The following is an 18,460-nucleotide window of genomic DNA, read 5'->3' as shown; positions in this document are numbered from 1 at the left end:
GCGAGTTCGTCGCTGTGGACCACGCCACCCTCTCCACCCTGCGCGACCGCCACCCCGCCTGGCGGCTGCTGGCTTCTCCGCACGCACCGCTGGTGGCGAGCTTCCTGCACCGGGTGTTCGTGGTGCCGAACGTGCGGGTGATGAACGAGGCCGATCTTGCGGAAGCTCTCGAGGACGAGCTGTTTGCCCTGCGCGAGCAGCTGGGGCCGGAGGCTTACCCCAAGGGCGCGCTGGACTACCTGAACGACTGGGCCGCGCCCGACAAGGGCTGGCTGCGCAAGTTCTACAAGCCGGGCACGGACCAGGCGCAGTTCGACCTGACGCCGCCCACCGAGAAGGCCATCGCCTGGCTGCTGTCGCTGACCGAGCGGCCGTTCGTGGGCACCGAGTCGCGCCTGCTGACGCTGTTCGCACTGCTGGAGCAGATCAGCGCCGGCACCGAGGCCGACCCGATCAAGCGGGTGGCCGACCTGCGCAGCAAGCGCGATGAACTGGACGCCGAGATCGCCCGCGTGCTGGCCGGCGATGTGCCGCTGCTGGACGACACGGCGGTCAAGGACCGCTTCCAGCAGTTCCAGCAACTGGCGCGCGAGCTGCTGGCCGACTTCCGCGAGGTGGAGCACAACTTCCGCCTGCTCGACCGCAAGGTGCGCGAGAAGATCGCACTGTGGGAAGGCGCCAAGGGCGCGCTGCTCGACCAGATCATGGGCGAGCGCGATGCCATCGGCGATTCCGACCAGGGCCGCAGCTTCCGCGGATTCTGGGACTTCCTGATGTCCAGCCGGCGGCAGGAGGAACTCTCCGAGCGGCTGGACCAGGTGCTGGCACTGCCGGCCGTGGCGGCGCTCAAGCCAGGGCCGCGCACTCGCCGCGTGCACCACGACTGGCTGGAGGCCGGCGAACACACCCAGCGCACGGTGGCCCAGCTGTCGCAGCAGTTGCGCCGATTCCTGGACGACCGGGCCTTTCTGGAGAACCGCCGCATCCTGGACCTGCTGCACGGCATCGAGAGCAAGGCGCTGGCCTTGCGCGAGGCCACGCCGTCCGGGACGGTGATGCAGGTCGACGCGATGGCGGCGGGCATCGAACTGCCGCTGGAGCGGCCCTTGTTCACGCCGAGCGTCAAGCCACGCCTGGCCGATCTGGCGCTGGTGGCCGGTGAGGACGACATCGACACCGCGCGCCTGTTCGACCAGATCGTGGTGGACAAGGCGCGCCTGCGCTCGGCGGTGCAACGCGCACTGCGCCGCCAGCCGCAGATCACGCTGCGCGAGCTGCTCGATGCCGAGCCCCTGCAGCAGGGCCTGGCCGAACTGGTGGCCTACCTGGAGCTGGCCCACGCCGACGCCGGCAGCGATGTGCTGGACGGCCTGCGCGCCCTGGTCGACGAAGCAGTGATCGAGCCGATACGCTGGCAGGCCAGCAACCCAGCGGGCCAGGCCGTGACGCGCCAGGCGCGCTTGCCCCGCGTGATCTTCACGCGCTGACGGCGTCAGGCGGCCAGGGAGAGAACGAGATGAACGACGTGCTGCATGACAACGATTCGGTGGAGACCCCGCCCGGCGCACTGCCGGCCGTGCCCGAGCTGTCGCAGCTGATGGTGCACCTGCTCAAGGGCGTGCTCTACCGCGATGACGACGAGCGTCTGTGGGCCAGCCTGCTGCGCCTGCAGGCGCGGGTGCGGGAGCAGGCCGGCGTGCTGCTGCTGGATCTGGTGCTGGACGAGGCCGAGGGCCATGCCTTCCTGAAGAGCCGCCCAGACCCGGACGCGTCGGAGGGAGCACCGCGCCTGCCAAGGCTCGTCGCACGCCGGCCGCTGTCCTACCCGGTCAGCCTGATGCTGGCGCTGCTGCGCAAGCGCATGGCCGAGTTCGACGCCGGCGGTGGCGACACCCGGCTGGTGCTCTCGCGCGATGAGATTGCCGAGCTGATGCGGGTGTTTCTGCCCGATGGCACGAACGAGGCCCGGCTGATCGACCAGGTGGACGCGACCATCACCAGGGTGGTCGATCTGGGCTTTCTGCGCCGGCTCAAGCCTGCTGGCGGCAGTGGGCAGGACCGAGGCCACTACGAGGTGCGGCGCATCCTGAAAGCCTTTGTCGACGCGCAGTGGCTGGCCGAGTTCGACGCGCGGTTGGAGGTCTACCGCACGGCGCTGTCCGCCGGGCCTGCCGAAGCGACCGACAAGGCCGTGGCCGGCAAGGCAGTGGCCGATGCTTGAGGCAGCGACGCTCGGCCTGGACTTCGTGGCCGACGACAGCCGGGTGGGCTTTCGGCTGCAGCGGCTGGAAGTGCTGAACTGGGGCACCTTCGACAGGCGTGTCTGGCGCTACGAACTGGACGGGCGCAACGGCCTGCTCACCGGCGACATCGGCTCGGGCAAGTCCACGCTGGTCGATGCCCTCACCACCTTGCTGGTGCCGGCGCACCGGGTGGCCTACAACAAGGCGGCCGGGGCGGATTCCCGCGAGCGCTCCTTGCGTTCCTATGTGCTGGGCCACTACAAGAGCGAGCGCAACGAGGTCACGGGCAGCGCCCGGCCCGTGGCGCTGCGCGATGCGTCGAGCTACTCGGTCATCCTTGGCGTGTTCCGCAACGAGGGCTACGACCAGGCCGTGACGCTGGCCCAGGTGTTCTGGCTGAAGGACCCGCAGGGTGTGCCTGCACGCCTGTTCGTGGCGGCGGAGCGGGCGTTGACCATCACCGATGACTTCACGGTCAACGGCGGCGACATCACCGCGTTGCGCAAGAAGCTGCGCGGCGCCGGCTGCGAGCTGTTCGACAGCTTCCCGCCCTATGGAGCGTGGTTTCGTCGCCGCTTCGGGATCGAGCACGAGCAGGCCCTGGAGCTGTTCCACCAGACCGTCTCGATGAAGTCGGTGGGCAACCTCACCGATTTCGTGCGCAGTCACATGCTCGAGCCCTTGGACTCCGGGCAACGCATCGAGGCGTTGATCGGCCACTTCGATGACCTGGACCGGGCGCATCAGGCCGTGCTCAAGGCCAAGCGGCAGGTGGGCTTGCTGACACCGCTGGTCGAAGACGGTGGGCGCCACCAGGCGCTGGTGACCGAGATCCAGGGCTGGCGGGATGCGCGCGATCAGCTTCGGCCCTACTTCGCCCGGCTCAAGGGTGAGCTGCTGGACCGCCGCCTCGACTTGCTGGCGCACGATGCGGCCCGGCTCGATGCGCAGATCGAGCGCCTGGACGCGCAGCGCGAGACCGAGCGGATTGAAGTTGGCGCTCTGGAGCGGGCGCTGCGCGACAACGGCGGCGACCGCCTGGAGGAGCTGGCGGCGGAAATACGCCGCCTGGAACAGGACAAGGCACAACGCCAGAACAAGTCCGACCGCTTCCAGGAGCTGCTGGCCCGCATCGACGAGGTGGCACCGGCCGATGAAGCAGGCTTCCTCGCCCGCCAGCAGAGCATTGCCCAGCGCGCCGAGGGCTTGCGCGAACGCATTGCCGAGCTGGACAACCAAGAGCGCGAGGAGGACTTCGCTTTCCGCAAGGGCCGCGAAGCGCACACTGCCCTGTCCGAGGAGATCGAAAGTCTGCAGCGGCGCAAGAGCAACATCGACGCCGCCCAGGTCCGCATCCGCGATGCGCTGTGTGCGGCCCTGGCGATCGCAGAGGACCAGCTGCCCTTCGCGGGCGAGCTCATCCAGGTGCGTGAGGACGAGCGTGCATGGGAAGGCGCCGCCGAGCGGCTGCTGCGCGGATTTGGCCTGGCGCTGCTGGTGCCGGATGCGCACTACAAGGCCGTGGCCGAGTGGGTGGACCGCCAGCATCTGGGCGCCCGGCTGGTGTACTTCCATGTGCGTCCACGAAAGGCTGCCCAGGGGGCGGGCCTGCATCCGCAGTCGCTGGTGCGCAAGCTGCTCATCAAGCCGGATTCGCCGCACGAGGAGTGGCTGGAGCAGGAACTTCGCCAGCGTTTCGACGTGGCCTGCTGCGACAGCGGCGAGCAGTTCCGCCGCCAGGCCCGCGCCATCACCCGCGCCGGCCAGATCAAGGACCCGAGCGGGCGCCACGAGAAGGACGACCGCAGCCGCATCGACGACCGCAGCCGCTACGTGCTCGGCTGGAGCAATGCCGACAAGCTGCGCGCGTTGCGCGATCAGCGGGAGCGTCTGGAGGCAAGCCTTGCCACGCTGGGGCAGCGCATCGGCCAGATCAGGCAGGCACGCAAGGAACTGCGCGGCCGGCTGGAGACGCTCGCGCGCCTGGAGGAGTTCACGCGCTTTGCCGACATCGACTGGATGAGCCCGGCCCGCCAGATTGCCGCACTCACCGAGGAACGGGAGAGGCTGGAAGCCGCATCGAACACCCTGCAGGAACTTGGGCGACAGCTGAAGGCCGCGCAAGACCGGCTCGGCGAGATCGAAAGCAGGCGCGGTGAAGCGCTGGGCAGGCGCGGGGAGGTCAAGAGCAAGCGCGAGGCGGCGCAGGAGCTGCGCGATCAGGCCGATGCCGCCTGGAACGCCGCACCGCTGGACCAGACGCAGGTCGGGCGCTTGGACGGTTGGCGTGCCGAGGCGCTGGGCGAGCATCAGCTGTCGGTCGAGTCCTGCGACAACCGCGAGCAGGATGTGCGCAAGTGGCTGCAGGAGCGCATCGATGCAGAGGACAAGCGCCTGGCCCGCCTGAGCGAGCGCATTGTCAATGCCATGCGTGGCTTCAAGGAGGAGTTCAAGGCCGAGACGGCCGAGATGGACGTGAGCCTGGCGGCGCTGCCGGAGTACGAACGGATGCTCACCGGCTTGAAGGGCGACGACCTGCCGCGCTTCGAGGCGCGCTTCAAGGAGCTGCTCAACGTCAACACGATCAACGAGATTGCCAACTTCAACGCCCAGCTCGCCCGCGAGCGGGAGACGATCAGGGAGCGTGTCGAGGTCATCAACCAGTCGCTCCAGGCGATCGACTACAACCCCGGCCGCTACATCAAGCTGGTGGCACAACCCAGCCCGGATGCAGAGATCCGCGACTTCCAGCAGGACCTGCGGGCGTGTACCGAAGGTGCGATGACGGGCTCGGCCGACGAACAGTATTCGGAAGCCAAGTTCCTGCAGGTCAAGGCCATCATCGACCGCTTCCGGGGCCGCGAGGGACTGGCGGACGCCGACCGGCGCTGGACTGCCAAGGTCACCGACGTGCGCAACTGGTTCCTGTTCTCGGCCAGCGAGCGCTGGCGCGCCGACGGTGCCGAGCACGAGCACTACTCGGACTCGGGCGGCAAGTCGGGCGGGCAGAAGGAAAAGTTGGCCTACACCGTGCTGGCTGCGAGCCTGGCCTACCAGTTCGGCCTGGAATGGGGTGCCGTGCGTTCGCGGTCGTTCCGCTTCGTGGTCATCGACGAGGCCTTCGGGCGCGGGTCGGACGAGTCGGCGCAGTACGGGCTGCGCCTGTTCCAGCAGCTCAACCTGCAGTTGCTGATCGTCACCCCGCTGCAGAAGATCCACATCATCGAGCCGTTCGTGGCCAGCGTCGGCTTCGTCCACAACGAGGGCGGGCGCGACTCGCGGCTGCGCTGTCTGTCGATCGAGGAGTACCGGGCGCACAAGGCAGAAGGGGTGGCCCAAGCAAGGGCAGACGCAGACCGTGCGGCGCCATGAGCTGGACCACGCCGGCAGACCTGCGCGCCCAGGTCCAGCGCTTGTGGGATCGCGGCGACCTGCTGCGCGCGGCGGTCACCGACGCTGGCCCAAGGCCCCTGCGCCTGAACCTGAAGGCGCCCTTGGCTTCGGACCTGTCCGACCGCTTCGAGGCCGTGCGTGACTGGGTGCGCGCCATTGCCGACACCCCGCAGGTCCGGATCGAATGGCGGGAGTGGAATCATCGCGTCCAGGGGGTGCAGCGGCTTCCTGCGGCCGTCTGGCTGGACACCCAGCAGGACGCGCTGGCCTTCATCGGCAAGGTTGGACAGGCGCAACGGTTGGAGGTCTTGTGGCAACACACGGCCGCCACGCAGCCGGCGTTGCTGGCCTGGCTGTTCCGTCGACCGATCCAGGCGCTGGACCTGGCCGACCGCTGGGAGCGTCTTCTGGCCGTCGTCGCATGGCTGCAAGCCCATCCCCGCCCGGGCGTGTACCTGCGCCAGGTCGACGTGCCCGGGGTGGACAGCAAGTTCATCGAGGCCCACCGCGGCGTGCTGACCGAGCTGCTGGACCTGGCCCTGCCGGCCGAGGCCGTCGAGAGGGGAGCAGGCGGCGTGGCGCAATTCACGCGCCGGTTCGGCTTTCTGGACAAGCCGGTGCGGATTCGGTTTCGTCTGCTCGACCCGGCGCTGCCCAGTTTGCCCGGCTGTGAGGGGCTGCCTGACATCACCCTGGACGCGGCGAGCTTTGCGGCGCTTGCGCTACCCGTCGAGCGCGTCTTCGTCACCGAGAACCAGACCAACTTCCTCGCCTTCCCGCCAGCGGCGGCCGCCATGGTCGTGTTCGGCGCCGGCTACGGTTGGGAGGCGCTGGCGCGGGCGGCGTGGCTGCATCGATGCCGGTTGCACTACTGGGGCGACATCGATACCCACGGCTTTGCCATCCTCGACCAGTTGCGTGGCTACTTTCCGCACGCGGCGTCCTTCCTCATGGACCGGCAGACGCTGCTTGCACACCGCCTGCACTGGGGCCAGGAGCCCGATCCTGCGCGCCACGACCTGTCGCGTCTGACGCCGGCCGAGGCGGCCGTCCATGACGATCTCAGATTCGATCGCCACCAGCCGCGACTACGACTGGAGCAGGAGCGCGTCGGGTTTGGATGGGTGAACGCGCGGCTGCGCGGGCTCTTCGAGCCGTGAACGCCGTGGAGATCGCGTCGATGCGCTTGGCCACGTGCCCGCCTTCATTGCTGGGCCTGCGCGCGGGCGCGCCACTGCACCGGCGCCCGGTTGGTCAGCACGCGGAGTTGGCCGGCGGCTTCGGCCTGGTCGGGATGGTCCAGGGCCGAGACCGCTGCCGTGTGGATCCCCGCATTGCCCCATAGCCCGGTCCAGGCATCGCGTCCGCCGTGCTTGGAGGCGTACAGGGCGCGATCGGCCAGGCTCAGCGCATGGTGGAAATCGCCGCGCTGCTGACCCTGCAGGTCGGGATAGAAGGGCCAGCAGGCGAACCCGATCGAGACCGTCATCGGCTGGGTGCCGCCGTCAGGCAGCGCCACCGGATGGTCGGCGATGCTCGCGCGCATGTCCTCGGCGAGCTGGACCACACGAGCAAGATCCACGTTGGCCCGCGCCACCAGGAACTCCTCGCCGCCCCAGCGCGCCACGATGCCGTCCGGCTCGCCCTGGGTGCGCAGGCGCCGGGCGATTTCCACCAGCAGCGCATCGCCGGTTTGGTGGCCGTGCCGGTCGTTGACGTCCTTGAAGTGGTCGATGTCCACCAGGAAGGCCACATGCCGCTGCGCGCCATCGCTCTGGGTGGGCAGCGCGGCCATGCGCGCGTTGGCCGCGCGCCGGTTGAGCATGCCGGTCATCGCGTCGGTGCTGCTGAGCAGCTCCAGCCGCGCGCGCACCCTGCGCTGGTAGATGTAGAACCCGGCGCTGAGCAGGGCCAGGGCGCAGAAACCCAGGATCGCCAGGTTGCGCAGGGTACGCGCGCTGTCCAGTTGCAGCGCCTGCACGCGCTGGTCGGCACGCACGGCGGCCAGTTCGCGGACGCGCTCGGTATCGCTCAGGCGTTCCTGCAGGGTGGCCAGTCCCGCCAGGTTGTGCGAACGCAGCTCCTGGACCTGGCGATGGTTCAAGGCCTCGCTGGTGGCCAGCGCCTGGCGATACTGGCCCAGCGCACGCTGCGCGGCCAGCAGTGCCTGCATGGCATCGCGTTGCTCGGTGCGGAACCCGCCGCTGCGGGCCAGGGCCAGCGCGGCGCTCGCCTGGTGCAGGGCCGCGGCCGGGTCGCGATCGGCCAGCGCCAGTGCCGACACCCGCACCAGCGTGGTCGAGGCGCCCGATGGGTCCTGGGCCTGCTGTTGCTGCCGGGCGATCTCCAGCAGGCGCGGGCGCGGGTTTTCGGCCAGGCCGCGGCGGGCCTGCAGCGCGATCCGTTCGGCCTGGCTGCGGGCGATGATGATCTGGGTATCGCTGGCGCGGGCGATGCGCTCGGCCTGGTCCAGCAGCGAGGGGACGGCCTGGTCGCGGCCGGCGCGGATGGCGTTCATCGCGCGGTTGTAGGCCAGCAGGGGGCTGGGTTTTCCGCTGCGGTCGGCGATCACCTGGGCCCGGGCAAAATAGTCCTCGGCCTGGCCGTAGGCGGCCAGTTCCTCGCTGTAGATGATCGCCACGTTGATCAGCGTGCTGACCTGGGCTGCGGCTGAATCGGCGGCCAGCGCCGCATCGTAGGCCAGTTTGTAGTAGTCCAGCGCCCGATGCAGTTGCCCGGCCACATGCAAGGCTACGGCGAGGTTGGAATAGGCGCGCAGCATGAACGGCGGCGGCTGCGGATGGGCCTTCAGCTCGGCCACGGTCCGGTCGACGGTGGCGATGGCAGCGGTGCCGTCGCCGGCCAGCGCCTGCGCCTGGCCCATGCAGCTGAGCAGCTTGATGCGCTGGGCGGGATCGCGCTGCGCCTGGGGCAGGGCGCGCTGGGCGATCTGTGCCGCCTCGCTGGGCTGGCTGCGGCGCAGCTGGAAACAGCGGCCGATCTGGGCCTCCAGCGGGTCCTCGCCCGCCACCTGCGCGGGCGCGGACAGACCCGCCGACAGCAACAGCGGCGCGATCCCCCAAAGGATATTGCGGACGATCCAAGGCAAGGTGCCGGTCCCCTGTTACCGGAGTGGCCATTGTAGCCAGATGCCGGTCCGGGCGGCGGCCGGGTGGGGCAGACTTGCTAGAATTGCGGTCTTGCCTCAAGACCCGTGCGCTTTCATGATCGAACTCAATCCCGTCCGTCACCGCATCGCCGAACTCACTGCGCGGCTGGATTCACTCCGGGGGTTTCTTTGACTACGACGCCAAGCGCGAGCGTCTGGAAGAGGTCGAGCGCGAGCTCGAGAACCCCGAGGTCTGGAACGACGCCGAACGCGCCCAGGCCCTGGGTCGGGAGCGCTCGCAGCTGGACAAGACCGTCAACGGCATCCGCGACCTGACCGAAGGCCTGGCCAGCGCCGGCGAACTGCTGGAACTGGCGCAGATGGAGTCCGACCAGGACACCGCGCTGGCCGTGGTCGCCGACGTGGACCGGATCGCGGCGGCCGTGGACAAGCTCGAATTCCGGCGCATGTTCTCCGGCGAGATGGACAGCGCCAATGCCTTCCTGGACATCCAGGCCGGCGCCGGCGGCACCGAGGCCCAGGACTGGGCCGAAATGCTGCTGCGCATGTACCTGCGCTGGTGCGAGTCGCGTGGCTGGAAGACCGAACTGATGGAAGTCTCCGGCGGCGAGGTGGCGGGGATCAAATCGGCCACGGTGCGGGTGGAAGGCGAGTACGCCTACGGCTGGCTCAAGACCGAGATCGGCGTGCACCGGCTGGTGCGCAAGTCGCCGTTCGATTCGGACAACCGCCGCCATACCAGCTTCACCTCGGTGTTCGTCTCGCCCGAGATCGACGACAACATCCAGATCGACATCAACCCGGCCGACCTGCGCACCGACGTGTACCGTTCCTCCGGGGCCGGCGGCCAGCACGTCAACAAGACCGAGTCGGCGGTACGCATCACCCACATCCCGACCAACACCGTGGTGGCCTGCCAGACCGGCCGCAGCCAGCACCAGAACCGCGAAAATGCGATGAAGATGCTGGCCGCCAAGCTTTACGAGCTGGAAGTGCAGAAGCGCAACGTCGAGAAGAACGCGCTGGAAGCGACCAAGGCCGACATCGGCTGGGGCAGCCAGATCCGCAACTACGTGCTGGACCAGTCGCGGATCAAGGACCTGCGCACTGGCGTGGAGCGCACCGACACCCAGAAGGTGCTGGACGGCGATCTGGACCAATTCATCGAAGCCAGCCTCAAATCCGGCCTGGACGCCGGCGCTCGGCGCATCGACGCCTGATCGACCTGCGCGGCCTGCCCATCAGGCGCTTGCTTTGTTTCATCCCCTTTCAGACCCTCATCGCCATGAATGAACCGCCGCCCATCGACGAAAACAGCCTCATCGCCGAGCGCCGCGGCAAACTTCACGCCCTGCGCGGGCAGGGCATCGCCTATCCGAACGACTTCCGTCGCCACGCGCTGGCCGGTGACCTGCAGGCCGAATTCGCCGATGCGGACACCTTCACTGCCGGGGTGCTCGAAGGGCTGGACCGCCAGGTCAGGCTCGCCGGCCGGCTGATGGCCAAGCGGGTGATGGGCAAGGCCAGCTTCGCCCAGATCCAGGACCAATCCGGGCGCATCCAGCTGTTCCTGCAGGGCAATGTGCTGGGCGAGCGCTATGAGGCGTTCAAGGGCTGGGACGTGGGCGACATCGTCGGCGTCGAAGGCACCCTGACCCGCACCCGCACCGGCGAGCTGTCGGTCAAGGCCACCACGTTGCGCCTGCTGACCAAGTCGCTGCGTCCGCTGCCGGACAAGTGGCACGGCCTGAGCGATGTGGAACAGCGCTACCGCCAGCGCTACGTGGACCTGATCGTCACCCCGGAGGCGCGCGAAGTGTTCATCAAGCGCTCCAGGATCATCCGCGCGATCCGTGCCTGGCTGGACGCGCGCGGCTTCCTGGAAGTGGAAACGCCGATGATGCATTACATCCCCGGCGGGGCCACGGCCAGGCCCTTCACCACCCATCACAACGCGCTGGGCCTGGACCTGTACCTGCGCGTGGCACCGGAGCTGTACCTCAAGCGCCTGGTCGTGGGCGGCCTGGAGCGCGTCTACGAGATCAACCGCAACTTCCGCAATGAAGGGGTCAGCACCCGCCACAACCCCGAATTCACCATGCTCGAACTGTACGAGGCCTATGCCACCTACCACGAGATCATGGACCTGACCGAGAACCTGATCCGCGACGTGGCCCAGTCCGTGCTGGGCACCACCCAGGTGCGCTGGGAGGGCGCCGACATCGACCTGGGCCAGCCGTTCCGCCGCTGGCGCATGGACCAGGCCGTGCGCCATCACAATCCGGGCATCACCGTGGCCGACTGCACCGACCGCCAGGCGCTGGCGGGCCACTGCGAACGGCTGCAGATCAAGGTCAAACCGTCCTATGGCTGGGGCAGGCTGCTGCTGGAGATCTTCGAGGCCACGGTCGAACACACCCTGGTCGAGCCGACCTTCATCACCGGCTACCCGCTGGAAGTCTCGCCGCTGGCCCGCGCCAGCGATACCGAGGCCGGCTACACCGACCGCTTCGAGCTGTTCATCAACGGCAAGGAGATCGCCAATGGCTTCTCCGAGCTCAACGACCCGGAAGACCAGGCCGCGCGCTTCCGCGCCCAGGTCGAGGCCAAGGAAGGTGGCGACGACGAAGCCATGCACTTCGACGCCGATTACATCCGCGCCCTGGAGTACGGCATGTCACCGACCGGCGGCCTGGGGATCGGCATCGACCGGCTGGTGATGCTGCTGACCGGGGCCGATTCAATCCGGGATGTGCTGCTGTTCCCCTACATGCGCCCCGAAGCGCAGGGTTGAAAAGTGACGCACCGGGGCAGTAGTGGCGCCTGTGCGCGATCGGACGCGCGTCCGGTCCGGGGCGCTGCGGCGGCCATCGGACCAAATGCATCTTCCGCAGGAACGCGTGCCTGGGCGCCCGGCGGCGGCAACGCCCCGGCACCAGGTTCGATCGCGCCCCCCGGTGGCGGCGGTGAGCATGGGTGGCATGTTTTGTGCATCATCTTCCCCCGTACGGTGCACTCGGTTGCGTTCAGGGTGAAAAATCCGGCATTGCGGCATTTCCCCTATAGTTCCCTGCAGCCTCGCCATCCCCCGAGAGGTGGCCATACATGCTCACCCCAAACCGAGTCTTCACCGCGGTCTCATCGCCCACCGACCAGCAGCGCTGGCCCAACGGCGCGGGCAGTGAGTTGAACATCGTCATCGTCGACGATCAGGCGTCCGCGCGGACCATGCTGCGCCACGTGATCGAGGACATCGCCACCGAACTGTCCGTGCACGACTTCGGCGATCCCCAGGTGGCCCTGGACTGGTGCAGCAGCAACCGCACCGACCTGCTGCTGCTCGACTACCGCATGCCGGGCATGGACGGGCTGGAGTTCGCCCGCCGCTTCCGCCGCCTGCCGATGCACCGCGACATCCCGGTGATCCTGATCACCGTGGTCGGCGACGAGCCGATCCGCCAGGCCGCGCTGGAAGCGGGCATCATCGATTTCCTGGTCAAGCCGGTGCGCCCGCGCGAGCTGCGCGCCCGCTGCCGCAACCTGCTGCAGCTGCGCCAGCAGTCCGAGAACGTCAAGCAGCGCGCCCTGTCACTGGAGCAGCGCCTGCTGGCGAGCATGCACGAGGTCGAGGAGCGCGAGCGCGAGACGCTCTCGCGCCTGGCCCGCGCCATCGAATACCGCGACCGCGGCACCAGCGCCTTCCTCGAACGCATGTCGCGCGTGGCCGCGCTGGTCGCCGAGCAGCTGGGCATGGGCGAGGAAGACGTGCGCTCGATCGAACTGTCCGCGCCGCTGCACGACATGGGCAAGATCGCCATTCCCGATGCGGTGCTGATGAAGCCCGGACCGCTGGACGAGGACGAACTGGTGATCATGCGCCGCCATCCCAGGATCGGCCACGAACTGCTGATTGGCAGCCAGAATCGGCTGATCCAGGCCGGCGCCCTGATCGCATTGCGCCATCACGAGCGCTACGACGGCAGCGGTTACCCCGATGGCCTGCGCGGCGAGCAGATCCCGATCGAGGCCCGCATCGTGGCGGTGGCCGACGTGTTCGACGCCCTGATCTCCGCGCGTCCCTACAAGCCGGCCTGGACCCGCGACGCGGCGCTGGCCTACCTGTACGCCCAGCGTGGCCGCCTGTTCGACCCGGCCTGCGTGGACGCGCTGTTCCGCGGTCGCGAGCGGCTGGACCAGATCTGCGAACGCTATTCCACCCTGCCGGTTCGGCCCGGAATGGAGTGATGACCATGGCTGCACTGCTGACAACGCTGAAGCAACGGCTGGCCGTGCGCCGCGACAATGAGCAGGGTCAGGCCGCGGTGCGCATCGCATTGATCAGCCTGATCCTGTTGTACGTGCTGCTGCCGCCGGTCCGCGCTGACTTGCCGGAAGGCCAGTACGCCAGGGCGCTGACCATCGTGCTGACTGGCCTGACCCTGGCCTGGGGGCTGTTGGCGTGGATGCTGGCCAGGCCCGGGCGTTCGGATGCGCGCCGCATCGTCGGCATGCTGGCCGACTATGGCCTGATGGCCGCCGGCATGATCCACATGGGCGAGCCGCTGAGCTGGGTCTACGTGGTGGTGATGTGGGTCACCGTGGGCAACGGCCTGCGCTACGGCAACAACTACCTCTACCTGGCGGTGGTCATGGCGATGTCAAGCTTCGCCACTACGGTGCTGTTGACCGACTACTGGCTGGCCAACCTGAAACTGGCCATCGGCCTGCTCGTGGGCCTGGCCGCGGTGCCACTGTATTTCTCCGGCTTGCTGCGCAAGCTGACCGGCGCCAGCGCCGAGGCGCGCCGGGCCAGTGAGGCCAAGAGCCGCTTCCTGGCCAACATGAGCCATGAATTCCGCACCCCGCTCAACGGCCTGTCCGGCATGACCGAGGTGCTGGCCACCACGCGCCTGGACGGCGAGCAGCGCGAGTGCCTCAACACCATCCAGGCATCGGCCCGCAGCCTGCTGGCGCTGGTGGAAGAGGTGCTGGACATCTCGGCCATCGAGGCTGGCAAGCTGCGCCTGGACGAATCGGAATTTTCTCCGCGTGAGCTGGTCCAGCACGTGGGCTTCATCATGCTGCCGCAGGCCAAGGCCAAGGGTCTGGACTACGCGGTCAGTTTCGCCGACGACGTGCCGCCGGTACTGCGCGGCGATGCCCGTCACCTGCGCCAGATCCTGATCAACCTGGTCGGCAATGCGGTCAAGTTCACCGAGCGCGGTGGCGTGCGCATCCAGGTGTCGCGGTTGGCCGCCAGCGATGCCGATCGCGGCCCGCGCCTGCGCTTTACGGTCATCGATACCGGCATCGGCATCCCGCTGCGCCTGCAGGGTCGCCTGTTCGAAGCCTTCGAACAGGCCGACGTCAGCATGAGTCGTCGCTACGGTGGCACCGGCCTGGGCACGGCGATCGCCAAGGGCCTGGCCGAAGCCATGGGCGGCACGATCGGGTTCGAGAGTGAAGTCGGCCTGGGCAGTACGTTCTGGGTGGAAATGCCGTTCCGCGCGGTCGATCCACACGCCGCGCCAGCGCCGATGGTGCCGGCCCTGGCGCTGGAGGAGCAGACCCAGGCCGAAGTCCAGCCTCAGCACCTCGGCACGGCCGAGAACGTCATCGCCTTCTCCGATCCGTTCCTGCGTCACCGCGCGCGCGTGCGCTGCATGCATATCCTGGTGGCCGACGATCACCAGGCCAACCGCATGGTGCTACAGCGCTTGCTGCAAAAGGCCGGCCATCGCGTCAGTTGCGTCAACGGCGGCGAGGACGTGCTCGATGCCATGGCCATGTCCGACTACGACGCGGTGATCATCGACCTGCACATGCCTGGCATGAGCGGCCTGGACCTGCTCAAGGAACTGCGGGTGATGCAGGCTGGCGGTGGGCCGATCACACCGGTGATGGTCCTCAGCGCCGACGTGACGCCCGAATCGATCAGCCGCTGCGAGCAGGCTGGCGCCTACGCCTTCCTGGCCAAGCCGGTGGCCGCGTCCAAATTGCTGGATTACCTCGGCGAAATCGCCGTCAACGCCAGCCTGCGCACGCCGTCCAAGCTGACTCCGGTACGCGGGGCCGACGTCACGCAGGCCGGCCAGCAGCACCAGGTGCTGGACCCGCGCGTGCTGGACGAGCTGGCGCAGCTGGGGATGGGCGAGGCGTTCGAGCAGGAATTCATTCAGCAGTGCCTGGCCGATGCCGATGCCTGTTTCGCCGGGCTGACCCGCGCCGGCGAACAGCACGAATGGGAGCGCGTGCGCGAACACGCACATGCCTTGAAAGGGGTGGCCGGTAATCTGGGCCTGACGCGGCTGGCCGAGGAGGGCGGCCAGTTCATGCGCATGGCCGACTGGCAGGTCAAATCCGAATGGCGCCAGCGCATGCACCAATTGCACACGCACCTGGACATGGGCCGTGAAGCGCTGATCGCACGTGCACAGCGACACAAGGCCCGCGACGGCGGAGCCGAGCGCTAGCAGCCTGTCGGACTTTGGTCGGCCGGGCTGCGAATCCGCCTGTGCGGTCCATCTTTCCGCCGCTTCTTGGCCCATAGCACCACTATGGGCCGGCGAACCGTCGAAAATCTGACCTCGCACAGCCGAATTCTCGCCTCGACCACCAAAGCCCGACAGGCTGCTAGCCGCCTCGGCCATCGGCAGACGCGGTGGCCGCAGCGATCGGCGAAGCGTGGTCACGGGCCCGGCAAGGGCCGGGCCGGAATCCCTTCCTCAGACCGGTACCGCGCTCAGGCGACGACCTCGAGCGTGGCGCGACGGGTCTGCGCCTTGACCAGTCGGTCCATGGTGCGCAGCGACTTGTCGCCCAGGGCCAGTGCGGTTTCCACCCAGACCTTGGTGATCTCCAGCAGTTCGTCGTAGCTAACTGCCTGGGCCAGGTTGCGCGCCTGGTTCATTGCCAGATACGAATGGGGAATACGCCGCTGCTGGCGGATCAGGTCCTCGACCGCGGCCACGCCCTGGCCCTTGGGCACGAGAATGTCGACGACACCCAGTCTGTACATTTCCTCGGCGCTATGAACGCGGCCTTCCAGGATGATTTTCTCGGCCACCTGCGGCGCCACGCGACGGCACAGGAACGAATAGGCCCCCATGCCCGGGAACAGGCCGAACAGCACTTCCGGCAGGCCCATGCCGGAACCTTCCTCGGCCACGATGGTGTGGCAGGCCAGCGCCATTTCCAGGCCACCGCCCAGCGCATCGCCCTGGATCAGCGCGATGCTGCGCACGTCGCCGCCAAAGCCGACATGCAGGTGGTGCACGCCTTCCACGCAGCGCTGCGCGTAGGCCAGCAGGCGATCGCGATTGCCTTCGCGGATGAGCCTGGTGAACAGGTTCAGGTCGCCACCGAGGTTGTAGGCATTGGCATCGGAGGCCAGCACGAAATGGCGCAACTCGCCGCTGCGACGCTGCGCAGGCGCGCGCGTGATCGAACTCATGAATGCCCACATCTCGTCGAGCATTTCCGGGCGGCAGCACGGACGGATACCTTCGGCGGCATCGGCATGCATGAACAGCCAATGGCTGCTGTCCTCGTGGGTCAGTTCGGTGCGGATGGTGGAGAAGGGGCGAGTGCGCTGGAGCTTTTCGATCTGGTTCATGGCGATATCCTGGAGGCTGTGGGAAGGCAAGCGCCACGTTGGCCGCGGCGCAAACGATGCTACACCTGAACGGACTGTTAAATAATTCGGAAAAATGAATTAACTCAACGGCTTATGCCGTTCAGCAGGATCGCCATTGTTTATGGGATGCTCGTCACAAAAGCACCGGCGCGCGCCCGCAGGCCACGCGTCGCCCGGGCACCCTGCCAGAGGGCGACGCAGGCTCCAGATGCGCGCCCGCAGGGCGCGCAGCCGCACGCTCAGCGTGCCGCTTCTTCCTGCCTGCGTAGTTCCTTGCGCAGGATCTTGCCGACATTGGTCTTGGGCAGCTCGGTGCGGAATTCGACGTGGCGCGGCTGCTTGTAGCCGGCAAGGTTCTCGCGGCAGAACGCCTTGACCTGCTCAACGGTGAGGCCGGGGTCCTTGGGCACGATGAAGACCTTGACCACCTCGCCAGAATGTGGGTCGGGCACGCCGACCGCCGCCACTTCCAGCACGCCGGGCATCCCGGCCAGCACGTCCTCGACTTCGTTCGGGTACACGTTGAAGCCGGACACCAGGATCATGTCCTTCTTGCGATCGACGATATAGAAGAAGCCCTGCCGGTCCATGCGTGCCATGTCGCCGGTGTGCAGCCAGCCATCGGCATCGATGACCTTGGCAGTCTCATCGGGGCGGTTCCAGTAGCCTTTCATGACCTGCGGACCCTTGACGCACAGCTCACCCACCGCGTTCTCGTCGCCTTCGACAAGGTTGCCGTCGTCGTCCTTCAGGCAACAGTCGGTGGAAGGCACCGGCAGGCCGATGGAGCCGTTGTAGTCGGCCAGGTTCATCGGGTTGATGCACACGGCCGGCGAGGTTTCGGTCAGGCCGTAGGCCTCCACGAGGGTCGCGCCGGTGACCTGTTTCCAGCGCTCGGCCACGGCGCGCTGCACGGCCATCCCGCCGCCCAGGGTCAGGCGCAGCCTGCTGAAATCGACCTTGTCGAAGCCGGGCGTGTTGAGCAGCCCGTTGAACAGCGTATTGACGCCGGTGATGGCGGTGAACGGGGCCTTGGACAGCTCCTTGACGAAGCCCTTCATGTCGCGCGGATTGGTGATCAGGTGATTGAGCGCGCCAAACTTCATGAAGACCAGGCAGTTGGCCGTCAAGGCGAAGATATGGTAGAGCGGCAGCGCGGTGATGATGTATTCCTCGCCCGGCCGGGCCTTGCTGCCCACCCAGATGGAAGCCTGCTGCATGTTGGCCACCAGGTTGCGGTGGGTCAGCATCGCGCCCTTGGCCACGCCGGTGGTGCCGCCGGTGTACTGCAGAAAGGCGATGTCGTCGGGCTGGATGTCCAGCTTGGGCAGCGACTTGCCCTTGCCCAGGGCGAGGGCATCGCGGAAACGCACCGCGCCGTCGATTTCATAGTCCGGCACCATTTTCTTCAGGTAGCGCAGGACGAAGTTCACCAGCGGTCCCTTCGGCAAGCCGAGCATGTCGCCGAGCGCCGTGCTGACCACGTGCTTGACCTGGGTGCCGGGCAGCGCCTGCGCCGCGGTGTCGCCGAAGTTGTCGATCACGATCAGCGCCGCGGCGCCGGAATCCTGCAGCTGGTGGTGCAGTTCGCGCGAAGTGTAGAGCGGATTGACGTTTACCACGGTCAGACCCGCGCGCAGGATGCCGAAGATCGAGATCGGGAACTGCAGGCAGTTGGGCATCATCACCGCGACGCGGGCACCGCGCTTGAGCTTGAGTTCGTGCAGCAGATAGCTGGCCATCTGCCCGCTCAGGCGATCCAGGTCAGCGTAGGTCAGGATCTTGCCGAAGTTGAGGTAGGCCGGCCGGTCGCGGTACTTGTCGATGGTTGACTCGAGGGCAGAGACGATGGAGCGGTATTCCTCAACGTCGATCTCGTGCGGCATGCCATCGGGATAGCTGGCAAACCAGGGTCGGTCCTGCATCATCGTCTGCCCCTCCCAGGGGTGCTCGGTTCGGGTGCAGCCGGGCGATCCGGTGTCCCCTGCAAAAATCGTGGCGATGAGCATACCGGCAGGCGGCCCAAACCGGAATCTTTCAGTACCCGGGCGCATGGTC

General features: G+C 67.7%; 11 protein-coding genes. 8 read left to right on the top strand and 3 right to left on the bottom strand.

Annotated elements, in window-relative coordinates; genetic code table 11:
* Positions 1 to 14: 14 nt before the first annotated feature.
* Genes DSC_RS08395 through DSC_RS08380 form a run of 4 tightly spaced genes read left to right on the top strand, consistent with a single transcriptional unit; the run spans position 15 to position 6,796 of the window.
* Entirely contained in the window at positions 15 to 1,487 is a 1,473-nt protein-coding gene (locus DSC_RS08395) for a DUF3375 domain-containing protein (protein ID WP_014160731.1), read from the top strand.
* A gap of 29 nt (positions 1,488 to 1,516) precedes the next feature.
* Positions 1,517 to 2,221: a DUF4194 domain-containing protein gene (locus DSC_RS08390; RefSeq protein ID WP_014160730.1), complete on the top strand. Its 705-nt coding sequence runs from the start codon at positions 1,517 to 1,519 to the stop codon at positions 2,219 to 2,221.
* Positions 2,214 to 5,615 carry an ATP-binding protein gene (locus DSC_RS08385; protein WP_014160729.1) on the top strand — a complete coding sequence of 1,134 codons (3,402 nt, stop codon included), beginning with the start codon at positions 2,214 to 2,216 and terminating at the stop codon, positions 5,613 to 5,615. Before DSC_RS08390 ends, DSC_RS08385 begins: the two co-directional genes overlap by 8 nt.
* On the top strand, positions 5,612 to 6,796 hold the full coding sequence (locus DSC_RS08380) for a DUF3322 domain-containing protein (protein WP_014160728.1): 1,185 nt from the start codon (positions 5,612 to 5,614) through the stop codon (positions 6,794 to 6,796). Before DSC_RS08385 ends, DSC_RS08380 begins: the two co-directional genes overlap by 4 nt.
* Before the next feature lie 44 nt (positions 6,797 to 6,840).
* Here the strand turns inward: DSC_RS08380 and DSC_RS15700 are convergent, their stop codons facing one another.
* A complete protein-coding gene (locus DSC_RS15700) occupies positions 6,841 to 8,745 on the bottom strand; it encodes a GGDEF domain-containing protein (protein ID WP_014160727.1) in 1,905 nt (634 codons plus the stop codon).
* Positions 8,746 to 8,860: 115 nt separating this feature from the next.
* On the opposite strand from DSC_RS15700, the gene prfB reads away from it, so the two are divergent.
* The 4 genes from prfB (at position 8,861) to DSC_RS08355 (ending at position 15,239) form a co-directional block, all read left to right on the top strand.
* Positions 8,861 to 9,986, top strand: a protein-coding gene (prfB, locus tag DSC_RS08370; protein ID WP_122227223.1) for a peptide chain release factor 2 whose coding sequence is annotated in 2 segments (ribosomal slippage) — positions 8,861 to 8,935 and positions 8,937 to 9,986 — 1,125 coding nt in all. Because the reading frame shifts where the segments join, the coding sequence is not laid out codon by codon here.
* Between the two features lie 65 nt (positions 9,987 to 10,051).
* Positions 10,052 to 11,560 (top strand): lysine--tRNA ligase, encoded by a 1,509-nt coding sequence (lysS, locus tag DSC_RS08365; RefSeq protein ID WP_014160725.1) that lies wholly within the window; start codon positions 10,052 to 10,054, stop codon positions 11,558 to 11,560.
* Positions 11,561 to 11,871: 311 nt separating this feature from the next.
* Positions 11,872 to 13,011, top strand: coding sequence for a cyclic di-GMP phosphodiesterase response regulator RpfG (rpfG, locus tag DSC_RS08360; protein ID WP_014160724.1), 1,140 nt, complete (start codon positions 11,872 to 11,874; stop codon positions 13,009 to 13,011).
* A gap of 5 nt (positions 13,012 to 13,016) precedes the next feature.
* Entirely contained in the window at positions 13,017 to 15,239 is a 2,223-nt protein-coding gene (locus DSC_RS08355; protein ID WP_043291142.1) for an ATP-binding protein, read from the top strand.
* 269 nt (positions 15,240 to 15,508) lie between these two features.
* On the opposite strand, the gene DSC_RS08350 is transcribed toward DSC_RS08355, so the two are convergent.
* Both DSC_RS08350 and DSC_RS08345 read right to left on the bottom strand, forming a co-directional pair.
* A complete protein-coding gene (locus tag DSC_RS08350; protein WP_014160722.1) occupies positions 15,509 to 16,381 on the bottom strand; it encodes a crotonase/enoyl-CoA hydratase family protein in 873 nt (290 codons plus the stop codon).
* 260 nt (positions 16,382 to 16,641) lie between these two features.
* Complete coding sequence (locus DSC_RS08345) at positions 16,642 to 18,330, bottom strand: AMP-binding protein (RefSeq protein WP_014160721.1); 1,689 nt, start codon at positions 18,328 to 18,330, stop codon at positions 16,642 to 16,644.
* Positions 18,331 to 18,460 lie beyond the last annotated feature (130 nt).

It is taken from the genome of Pseudoxanthomonas spadix BD-a59 (genome assembly GCF_000233915.3).
GTDB lineage: Bacteria > Pseudomonadota > Gammaproteobacteria > Xanthomonadales > Xanthomonadaceae > Pseudoxanthomonas_A > Pseudoxanthomonas_A spadix.
This window is presented reverse-complemented; position numbering and strand designations above follow the sequence as displayed.